This is a genomic window from Pseudomonas fuscovaginae SE-1 (assembly GCF_000364705.1).
Lineage (GTDB): Bacteria > Pseudomonadota > Gammaproteobacteria > Pseudomonadales > Pseudomonadaceae > Aquipseudomonas > Aquipseudomonas fuscovaginae_A.
Map to the genome: position 1 here is coordinate 1 of NZ_AQOH01000302.1, position 9,958 is coordinate 9,958.

Here is a 9,958-nt window from a genome sequence, read left to right on the forward strand (position 1 = left end):
TTATGTCTACCCCAAACCACCTAAGATATATCTAAAACCCAAGCGCGTCCTCTGCCTGACTTTACTCAGTATAGCTAAAATTTACATAGACCAGACTATGAACAATGCCACTATCAAACTCTAAATCCTGCCCAGGACATCAACTTTGTCTTTGGGCTTGCTGGCGCTTGGGAATAGCACGTCCTCATAATACGTTTTCACTCGTTGATGTAGCCGGCTTTAAATGTAGGTCTCTTTGCCAGGAGCGGGTTATAGAACGCCTGAAGCCGTGGATCCTGAAGCACCGACATCACATTCTGCACCTAGCTGGAGCGTTTAAAGTAAAAAGAGGGAAGCATTAGTTTTACCGTGTGACTGACCGCTCCTGGCCGTAAGCCGACCTCGGCGAACAGCCGCTTTGGGTCGACTACGGTCATTCATGATTGACTGCCGCGCCCACTCAGCAGCCGACCAGACAACTCCCTTTCCATTGAGTGAAATTTCCTAGAAAATCCCGAGCGCTTGTTTGCGCTTGATCACGGAACTAGGCTCGGCTCGTCACTGCCAATTCAGTGACCGGGTTTAGCAGCCCAGATTGATCAGGCGCACAGCGCCACCTTCCACGAGGCGCTTTTTTGCACCCTCCGTTTTATGGTGGCCGTGCGCAGGGCACTTCGGTGCGCCGGGTTTCCTGATCACCGGTCTGCTAACCTGCGTACGGCTGCCACCCTCTCGTTTAGCAGCGATGTTGGCGGCTCCCCAAACAGATCGGGAGTAACCACTCTATGTTCAAGGTCACACCAAATCCGCCGCCATCTTCCCATGCTGGGGGCATCAATCCGCGTATCGCGGATCGGGCATTGTCTCACTACAACCTGGAGCCGGACGCAGGCTCAAAATCATGCTCCGATGAAGGGAGTAGCAGGCGCCTACCCGAGCCTGGGAGTCAGGAAGAGGCCCTGGTTGATGTCTACTCGATTCTGCAGTCGGCAGCGGCCACGGCGTACGAGCATGCCGACAACCAGACTGGCTCGAACCGCAAAGTGGCAATGGGTGTGGTGCACCTGATCGAGCTGGCGCAATTGCGCATGGACTCAATGCTTGAGAAGCAGGTCGCCAGCGCCTGACGGCGCTCTGCTGGGGAGCGAGAAGCGCCGCTTCTCGTTCATACAGCTGAGCGCTGGCCTGCGCCCTCGGTGGCACAGGCTAGCGATGCCTGGAGGCGTCGAGAAGCGAGCTGCTTGAACATGCTTTCATACGCGAAATGCAGCGGCGCCCTTCCCCGCATGCAGAACGATTCCTACAGTATCCACGTAGGCTGTTTCATAGCCGCCACTCCTGCTTCCTACAGGTGCCAGACACTGGAAATAGCTTGTTGCAGTGCGGGCTTTGACAGCCAGTAGCTGGAGTATTCATTGTGCGGGGGGCGTACTGCTGGCCTTGTCAGCAACATGCCAACGTAGCTGGGATCTGAGGGCTACGACGCGCCATTGCGCGTGATCCAGCCACCAGGTCGCCAAGCTTCCAGTGATGCGACCAATCGACTGCCATTGCGGTCGGTGGAAGCACGCTGTTCTTGATGTTTCCCCCCTACGGGCCTCGCCCGTATGGGCAGGCTCTCCCGCTGAAATCTGGAGGTCTGATGAAAATGGAAACAGCTCTGTACAAGGCGCTGGTCGCATCCAACGTCTCAGAGCAACACGCCACTGCTGTCATTGATGCGCTGGAGAATGATATGACCTCAACCCTTGCCACCAAGGCCGATGTAACTGAGCTTCGTGCTGAGCTCAAAGGCGATATCACTAAACTGCAAGTGAGCCTCATCAAGCTTGAGGCAAAGGTGGACGGCCTGGGCACAATGTTGACGTTGCGTCTGTTCATGATGTTGGCAGGCACAGTGACTACGGTGCTCGCCGGCATGAAGTACATGCTGTAACGCCTCTGCTGTACCCACCCACGCGGGGACCACTCCCCGCCGGGCGAAGTGTTCTCCGCATTCTGTTTCACCCGGGGAATCGCGAAGCCCCGCTGTACCTTCGAGCGTTGATCGCTCCTCTTTGACTTCGTCGGCCCTGGGCTGACTCGCTGATCTGAATGCCTGCCTCCTACGAGGTTCGTTGTTCATCGGCTTCCACTTCATGGGCGTGCCACAGATTGGCGGCGCCCACCCGCTACTCACTGCCCTGCCCCTGTTTTTTGGTGTGGCGGATACCTCTTCTGATGCTCGGCTGCGACGGCTGTTGATCGTTGTCGCGCGATTCGTTTTTTGGTGCCTTTGGCGCCTTCCTGGGTGCTCGGCCACGGCCTGTGCCTGACATCCATCCATAGGGATTGCCTTGCCCTATGGGGCGAGGTCTATCCCGCCCCTAGGAGTGTTTCATGGAAAGACCTGTGAATGTTTTACGGCTGCCGTTTCCGTTCATTCGCAATCCGTACCTGCCTGGTTCGGCGTTGCGTCTGGATCGGTTCCAACGACAGTTCACGATTGTCTGTACGGGTGTGCTGAGCTTGCCGGAGGACGAACCGCACGTGGGTTTCTACCAGGTGTCGGGGGAGTACGTTGTGGGGTATTGCGGCGTGCTTGAGGAGGCCATTGAGTTGTGCGCCTCGCGCTTCTACGAGTTGCATGCGTATCCGAAGCTCGGTGCCGTGGGTTCATTTGATCCGCGCACGGTGGAGGTCTACTACACGCGGGCCAGGGTCTATCGGCCAAAGCCGATCGCCTGCGCAAGCGATGATGCCCTGAGGGTGCTGTCCGGTGTCATTGAGAGATCGGAGATCGTGTGGCGACGTCCTTGCTGGACGACTGCTGAGGTGTGTGCAGTTGAACAGCGGATGGCGGCGCTCTACGAACAGGCACACCAGGACATGAACCAGGAAGCGTTTGAATCGGCCAGGAGGGCCCGTCGGGAAGCCAAGGAATTGAGGGGCTTTCTGATTTCACCGAGGTGGCGAGTGTTTGCCTGGCAGGCACTCGATAACACAGGCGTGACCTGCTGTACCGCTTGACGCTGTAACCCAATCGCCGTAACCGGGAAACCACTTCCCGGTCGGGGCAGGTGGTTTCTCACCCTTGAGGAGAAATCAGATGCCCCAGAGGAAGAAACCACGCGTTGGCGAGGTGATGGAATACGCCATCGCGATCACTGCACAGGTGTGGGACACGGTGCTGCTGGACCCGGCCGATCGCCGACGCTCAACCTACGAGAGCCGGTTGAGGCGACTGTTCCAGGCCGTGGCCAAGGCCCACAACCAGAGTCCTCAGGCGAGGCAAGTGCATTTTGACCTGTGCTCTCGAGAGCAAAAGGAAGGTGCTCTGGCGTTGACGCTAAGGCGCATGGAACCACCTGAAGGAGTACCGTATTTGCTCCTGTCGCTTCAGGGAGAACCGGTCGAGGCATGACCCGGCTCAAGCTCTAGCGGTATTCCACTCAAGCCCGGTTCTGCCGGGCTTTTTTCTGCTGGTACACATCGTTGGCCGCGAGGTGATGGCGGCTTAACGACTCGTTTCCGCCTTGTTCTCATCGCAAGAGGGCTCTTGGCTCGAGTGCTGGTCACCACCTTGCAATTGCTTCGCTCTCTCTTCGTTTTGGGCCTTGCAGGCGGCCTGTTTAAGTCGTTGCTGCTCCGCAAGCTCTAGCTGGTCTTTTCGAAGCTGCTCTACGCGATCCTGATCCATTTTACGAAACATCTCTGCTTGCTGCTGTTGCTGAAGCTTCTGAAAGTTCTTCTGCTCCTCGCGAACCTGTTCTTGGAACTGACGAGTTCGCTCAGCTTGCTGTCGCTCTCGCTCGGCAGACTCTCGCTCCTGATCCTTTTGCATCGCCTTAGCCAGCTCACCGGCGTTCGCGGGCTTGAGGTTCAGAAACTCCTGGGCAGTCATGGCGAACGAAGCAGGCACGGCGCCCACCGTCATGGTGGCGATCAGAGCGCAACTGAAAAAACGGCGAATCCTGATACTGGACATCAAAGCACTCCAACTCAATCCCTGGTGGCTGGTTAGACGCTGCGGCCGAGATAAGTTCCGAGACTTGATATTAAAAAGCCACCAATCCTGCGACTAAGTCAAAAGCCGTTCAGTAGCCCATCCAGCAAACGTTGGAACGGGTCCCCACCAGCAGGTGTACGGGGCATTGCACTGAGATCGTCAAGGGCGGGCCGCTGCCGGTATGCAGCGGCCTGGGAGAGAGGTCCGGCCTACTGTTGCGCTGCGACCACAGCCGGTGCCGACTCGAGGATGGCCTGGTAGGTGCCCTTGTGCTCGGCGTAGTACTGAGCGACCACCTGATCAGCCGACGATTCGCGGGCCTGTTTCATCATGTTCTCCAGGTCCTTCATCGGGATGCTGAAGTGGGCGAAGAAGTACGCCACCTTCGGGTAGTCCTGGGTGAAGCCTTTGCGGGCCACGGCATGAATCTGTTCGGCCTTGCCATAGACTTCTTTCGGGTCGTCGAGGTAGCGCAGCGACCAGGTCGAGAACATCCAGTGCGGGCTCCATGCATTGATCAACGCCCACTGGCCGCGTTTATTCATGCGGTCGAATTCGTTGAGCATGCCGGTTTCCGAAGACGCCAGCAATTTGTAGCCGTCGAGCTTGTAATCGGCAATGGCCCGAGTCGCGGTCTTGTACTGGCCGTTACCCACTTCGGAGGTCAGGATCTTGCCGCCGAGCTTCTCGCGCACCTCTGGTTTGTTCAAATCCTCGATGCTGGACAGTTCGCTTTCCGGAATGCGGGTGGGAACGGCCAGGCCCAGACGGCCTTCATACAGCACGCCCAGATCCTCCAGCTTGTCGCCGTACTTCTCCCAGAACGGCTTGTGGCTGTAGGTCAGCCACGCCATGGGAATCATGTCGACCTTGCCGGCGCTCATCGCCTGGAACTGGATGCCGATATCGGCCATCACCAGTTTGACCGGTTGCTTGAGTTGATCCTGCAGGATCGTGGTGGCGAGCTTGGTGGTGATTTCCGCATCGGCCCAGTTCACCCAACCGATGGTGATCGGTTTGGCTTCATCGGCGTGGGCAACACCGGCAAGGGCGGTGAAGGTGACACCAGCCATCCAGCAGCCGGCTTTGTGTGCAAAAGACATACGGGTGATCATCGGGCATCTCCAATGTTATGCGTTATTGATTTGGCAGATTGATGATGGGGTGCTGCCTCGAGTTGTTGTTTTTCACGTTCAACGTGATGTCTTCGAGGCAAGCGTTGTTGAAGCCATGTTGCTGCAGTGAATCAATGACCTCCTGCAAAGTGCCGGTTGTTCAGATGTACTGATAGCGATTGATGATCGGCGAACTGATGGCCCAGCGGCCCTCGACACCTCTGCCAATGGTGACGTGGTCACCCGGACCGATGGCCACGGGCGTGTTGTTCGGGCTGTGAATCACCGCTTCGCCGCTCTGCACCACGAACTGGACATTCTGGTCGTAGCTGTATTCGAAGCGGTCGGTATCGCCGCTCTCCCAAAGGTCCCACTGAAGGGACTGCTGCTTTTCCTGCTCGGTGGCTGGTCGCCGGATGATCGTGGTCATGCTGTTTTCCCTGAAGGCATCAAGCCAACGTTATTGTGGGCATTGGGAATGGAAAGCTGGCTGTGGAACGGTAGCGCGTCCGGCGCGAGGGGTTGTTTGCCCAGCAGGATGTCGCTGGTTTTTTCCGAGAGCATGATGGTTGCGGCATTGATGTTCGCGCTGGGCACCGAAGGAAACACCGAGGCGTCGATGACCCGCAGATTGTCCACGCCACGGACTCGCAACTGGCTATCGACCACGGCCATCGGATCGTCCGCCCTGCCCATCTTGCAGGTGCCGCAGGGGTGGTAGGCGCTGGCGGCGTCTTCACGGATGAACTCGTCCATTGCCTTGCCGGTACGGATCGCGCTGCCCGGCGTGTCTTCGCGATAGTGGTAGCGCTTGAAGGCAGGCTGGGCGGCGAAGTCCAGGCCCAGGCGCATGGCCTCGCGCATGACGCGCCAATCCTCCTCGGTGGCCATGTAGTTGGGATCAATGCGCAGTGGATCGCCGACCTTTGCGCTACGCAGCCGGACGTTGCCGCGGCTGGTCGGTCGCATCGGACCGACACCGATGCGAAAGCCATAGGTGGTCGGTACGGGAATCCAGTTCTTGTCGAAGAACACCGGGAAGAAGTGGAACTGGATGTCCGCGTGCGGCGTGGTCGGCGAGCTGTTGAGGAATGCGCCGACATGGCACTGGTTGACCGAGGCCACGCCCTTCTTGAAACCGAACCACTGCATGCCGGCCCACAGCATGCGGTGCGGTTGCAGTTCGCGGTTGAGCGAGACCGGTTCCTTGGTCTCGATCTGGATATGGCACTCCAAATGATCCTGCAGGTTTTCACCGACGCCCGGCAGGTCCACCTGACAGGTGATGCCATGCTCGCGCAGATGAGCCGCCGGACCGATGCCGGAAAGCATCAGCAGCTGTGGCGAGCCGAATACACCGCAACTGACAATGGATTCCCGGCAGGCACGCACGTCGATCATCTTGCCTTTGCGCAGGACCCGGAAACCGACGGCGCGCTTTCCTTCCAGCAGGATCTTCTGAACTTCACAGCCCAGCCAGATCGTCAGGTTAGGATGCTCGCCCATCGAATGCAGATAACCGTAGGCCGAGCTGTTGCGAATCCCGTCGCGCACGCTCATTTCAAAGCGCGAAACGCCTTCCTGGCGATAACCGTTGACGTCGTCGGTCAGCTCGAAGCCTGCTTGCTGGCCGGCTTGGAGAAATGCCTCATTCAGCGGGCTGAGATGTTCCTGGCGCTGGGCGCGAATCGGCCCTTCGTGGCCACGGTACTGACTGTGGATCACGCTCGATTCGATCTTCTTGAAGTACGGCGCGCAGTCGGCCCAACTCCAGCCAGTGGCACCTTCGGCTTCCCAGCGGTCGTAATCCAGTGGGTGCCCGCGCAGCCAGGTCATGCCGTTGATCGAGGAGGAACCGCCCAGCAAGCGGCCGCGAGGTTGCTGGATGCGGCGTTTGTTCAGATGCTTCTGTTCTTCGGTGTAGTACCAACAGTTGTACTGCGATGTGGGTTTGAACGCCGAGCGCAGGCCGGCGGGCATGCGAATGATCCAGGACTTGTCGCAGGGGCCGACTTCCAGCAGCAGGACCTTGTAGCCTGCATCGGACAACCGGCGCGCCTGCACACAGCCCGCAGATCCAGCACCTGCGATGACGTAATCAAATTCGGCTTTCATTCGGGTTTCTCCAGCGCAATCGAACAGGCGTGTCATGTCATCAAGTGGAACGAGGCAGCACATCAGTCGAGGCACCCCGGCGCTTGGTTCTTGTTGTTTGAAAGTCTTGAATGGGGGGGCTGGATTCAGACTACCCAAGGGGCATTTGCGTGGATAACGAATAAATTTAAAGCGCGGCTTTAAAAATCGTTATACCGGTGCGTGGGCCCACGATTGAGCTGAGCCATACGCACGCGTAGCATCCAGAGCATTCGATCGATGAGCAGCCTGGCGGTTTGGGTGACGGGATGAGACAACTGGATCTGACTTTGCTTCATGCCTTCAAGGTAATCGTCGAGAGCAAAAGCCTCTCCGTGGCTGCCTTGCGCCTGCACAAGACCCAGGGCGCGATCAGCATCCAGCTCAAGCGCCTGGAGGAAATGGTCGGCAAGCGCCTGATCGACCGCGGCCACCAGACGGCCGAGCTGACCCGCGATGGTGAGATGCTTCTGCAATATGCGCACAAGATGCTGGCCCTGAATGACGAAGCCATGGCGCTGTTCATCGAGGAGCAAGTGTCAGGCACCGTGCGATTCGGCATTCCGGATGACTACGCCAGCGCATTCCTGCCACCGGTGCTCCAGCATTTCAGCCAACGCTACCCAAATGTGCGTTTGCAGATCCGCAACGACATCAGTCAGAACCTGTTCACCGGGCTTGAAAGCGGTGACCTGGACCTGGCGCTGCTCACGCAGCGCAACGGGGATGGCAATGGCGAGGTCCTGCGAAGCGATCAATTGCAATGGGTGGCAGCCGAGAGCTATCAGCTGTCACCCGACGAACCGGTCCCGCTGGCGTTGTACCCGCACGGTTGCGGCTATCGTCGGCAGATTCTGACGGCGCTGAGCAGCAACCAGCGAGAGTACGAAATCGCGTTCGAATGCACCGGCGTCACCGGCGTTCAGCTCGCGGTCGAGAGTGGAATGGCAATTGCTGCGACCTCGATGCCATTGATTCAACCTCGCTGGCAGATCCTCGATCCGGCGGTGACCGGGCTGCCCGCTTTGGGCAACGTGATCATCGAACTGCGGGTAGGCAAACGAGAAGGCAGCCCGGCCGTGCAATTCTTCGCCCAGGAGCTGCGCAAACATGTAGTGCCTCAGCCGATGTTGAAATCTGGCTGATAACGTTCCTATCCATTGGATGGGCAGTAGCTGAGTCTAGGTGAGAAGTTGTGGAACCTAAAAGCGGACGTTTGCAATAGGTGGAAAGATTTTTCTTTTCGCTGTGAACGCTGGTTTCTAAGCTGTGAGATGTTGCGGCACCGTAGCTCAACGCCCCGACGATGCGTTGGGTCCAATGCTGATTTGCATACCCCCCTGCAACACCATGGAATGACCAAATGCACCCATCGTTAAAACAAGCGCTCGACATCATTGATATTGAGCGCAACGCCGCCGAATACACCCAGGCGTTTGACGTGGTGAACGAATTGGTAAGCGTATTTGGCGAGCTTGACCTAGCCAATCGCCTTTTCGCGGAGATACCTCGAACAGTGGCCGAAGAGCTGGTTGTCGAACTGTTCAATTTATTGGCTTGGCAAACGAACGATAACGGCGCGGCAATGACGCGTGAGGTCGAGACGTGGCTCAGAGAACAGCACGATCCGCGCAAGCTTAGGATTGCCATGAGCCTGGATGTATATCCATTTCCAGATGCCCAGGAGATGTATCAGGTATTGTCCACGCTGGCTGCGGCTATCCCAGAAGTGGCGGCTATGTGCCAGACGCTCATGACGTCACGAAAGGCGAGCACACACAGTCAAACATGACGAAAGAAGAAAGAAGCACCACTGGGTCCGCTATGGGTCGGTTGCTGCCAGTGCGCGGGTCAGATCCGATGCAAACAATCATGCAATTACACAGTAGGTATCGCTCACTCCAAAATCTCGTTGATGCAGGTGGTGAGGCCCTACCCGCTTGTCCTTGGAAAGACTGATCGGAGCGATCCAGGGCCGGCCATTTTCGAGTATCTGGCACTGAGCATCTAGCTGCACGGTTGATCGGATGCTGATCTGGCAACCGGTAGTCACGCTGGCGCTTTCAGTCCTCGAGGTTCTCGGCCAGGAAGGCGATCAGATCCATGGGGCTGCGGCTGTTGATCACGTTGTAGATCAGGTCGCGCTTGGACCGGGGCAACTTCTTCACGCAGCTCTTGGCCGAGGCGCGCACCGCTTCGTCCGTTCCGTGGATACGGGCGGCCAGCAGCAGAATCAGGACGGCGTCGGAGAGGTTCATGGGGCGGCGGCTCGGAGGATTTGGACGTGAATATATCGGCGGTCGCCACACTTTCTCCAGGCATCAGCTGGATCCAAGCTCCATTAGCCTGCGCAGAGTAGCACGGGGCGTTATTTTCCTTCGCTACTCACGCCTGGGCGATAGCGATTGGCTGATACGGTGCATCAGTTTCACCGGCATCGCCCGTACGAAAAATCTGCGGCGGCCCCGCTTACCCGCGTAGCGCTCTTAGGATTAGCCATCCGGTGGACAATGCGCATTGGCATCGGATAATTTTCCTGATGGCCAACAAGGCGTTGGGTATTTTTCATCAATCCAAAAATTAGAGCTGACCATGGTACCTGTTCGTAAGCCCCAGCATTTAGGTGCGCTAAGGGAGGTTTTACACCCCTATGATTACCTACTCTGTGTCGACCTTGAGGCTACGTGCGATGAGGAAGCTGTCAACGCCAACCCAAAAATGACCCCTTTACCTCATTTTTCGC

The 9,958-nt window shown here is 57.6% G+C and carries 11 protein-coding genes and 1 pseudogene; 7 read left to right on the top strand and 5 right to left on the bottom strand.

Going from position 1 to position 9,958, the window contains the following annotated elements:
• The first annotated feature begins 764 nt into the window (after window positions 1-764).
• The 4 genes from K675_RS0124215 to K675_RS0124230 all read left to right on the top strand — a co-directional run bounded on the left by K675_RS0124215 (window position 765) and on the right by K675_RS0124230 (window position 3,382).
• Window positions 765-1,106, top strand: coding sequence for a DUF6124 family protein (locus K675_RS0124215; RefSeq protein ID WP_026145504.1), 342 nt, complete (start codon window positions 765-767; stop codon window positions 1,104-1,106).
• A gap of 515 nt (window positions 1,107-1,621) precedes the next feature.
• Window positions 1,622-1,915, top strand: coding sequence for a hypothetical protein (locus K675_RS0124220; RefSeq protein WP_017906054.1), 294 nt, complete (start codon window positions 1,622-1,624; stop codon window positions 1,913-1,915).
• Between the two features lie 443 nt (window positions 1,916-2,358).
• Complete coding sequence (locus K675_RS0124225; protein WP_017906055.1) at window positions 2,359-2,988, top strand: hypothetical protein; 630 nt, start codon at window positions 2,359-2,361, stop codon at window positions 2,986-2,988.
• A 79-nt stretch (window positions 2,989-3,067) separates the two neighbouring features.
• Window positions 3,068-3,382, top strand: coding sequence for a hypothetical protein (locus K675_RS0124230; protein WP_017906056.1), 315 nt, complete (start codon window positions 3,068-3,070; stop codon window positions 3,380-3,382).
• A gap of 93 nt (window positions 3,383-3,475) precedes the next feature.
• On the opposite strand, the gene K675_RS0124235 is transcribed toward K675_RS0124230, so the two are convergent.
• The 4 genes from K675_RS0124235 to K675_RS0124255 all read right to left on the bottom strand — a co-directional run bounded on the left by K675_RS0124235 (window position 3,476) and on the right by K675_RS0124255 (window position 7,197).
• Window positions 3,476-3,946, bottom strand: a complete 471-nt coding sequence (locus tag K675_RS0124235; protein WP_020481078.1) for a hypothetical protein — start codon at window positions 3,944-3,946, stop codon at window positions 3,476-3,478.
• Window positions 3,947-4,176: 230 nt separating this feature from the next.
• Window positions 4,177-5,070: a glycine betaine ABC transporter substrate-binding protein gene (locus K675_RS0124240; RefSeq protein ID WP_232434472.1), complete on the bottom strand. Its 894-nt coding sequence runs from the start codon at window positions 5,068-5,070 to the stop codon at window positions 4,177-4,179.
• A gap of 172 nt (window positions 5,071-5,242) precedes the next feature.
• Entirely contained in the window at window positions 5,243-5,512 is a 270-nt protein-coding gene (locus tag K675_RS0124250; protein ID WP_017906059.1) for a cupin domain-containing protein, read from the bottom strand.
• Entirely contained in the window at window positions 5,509-7,197 is a 1,689-nt protein-coding gene (locus K675_RS0124255) for a choline dehydrogenase (protein WP_017906060.1), read from the bottom strand. Before K675_RS0124255 ends, K675_RS0124250 begins: the two co-directional genes overlap by 4 nt.
• A gap of 275 nt (window positions 7,198-7,472) precedes the next feature.
• On the opposite strand from K675_RS0124255, the gene K675_RS31325 reads away from it, so the two are divergent.
• On the top strand, window positions 7,473-8,360 hold the full coding sequence (locus K675_RS31325; RefSeq protein WP_157383983.1) for a LysR substrate-binding domain-containing protein: 888 nt from the start codon (window positions 7,473-7,475) through the stop codon (window positions 8,358-8,360).
• Window positions 8,361-8,578: 218 nt separating this feature from the next.
• Window positions 8,579-9,007, top strand: coding sequence for a hypothetical protein (locus K675_RS0124265; protein ID WP_017906063.1), 429 nt, complete (start codon window positions 8,579-8,581; stop codon window positions 9,005-9,007).
• Window positions 9,008-9,278: 271 nt separating this feature from the next.
• Here the strand turns inward: K675_RS0124265 and K675_RS0124270 are convergent, their stop codons facing one another.
• Complete coding sequence (locus K675_RS0124270) at window positions 9,279-9,473, bottom strand: hypothetical protein (RefSeq protein ID WP_017906064.1); 195 nt, start codon at window positions 9,471-9,473, stop codon at window positions 9,279-9,281.
• 259 nt (window positions 9,474-9,732) lie between these two features.
• On the opposite strand from K675_RS0124270, the pseudogene K675_RS33760 reads away from it, so the two are divergent.
• A pseudogene (locus K675_RS33760) lies at window positions 9,733-9,958 on the top strand (hypothetical protein); the annotation flags it as partial.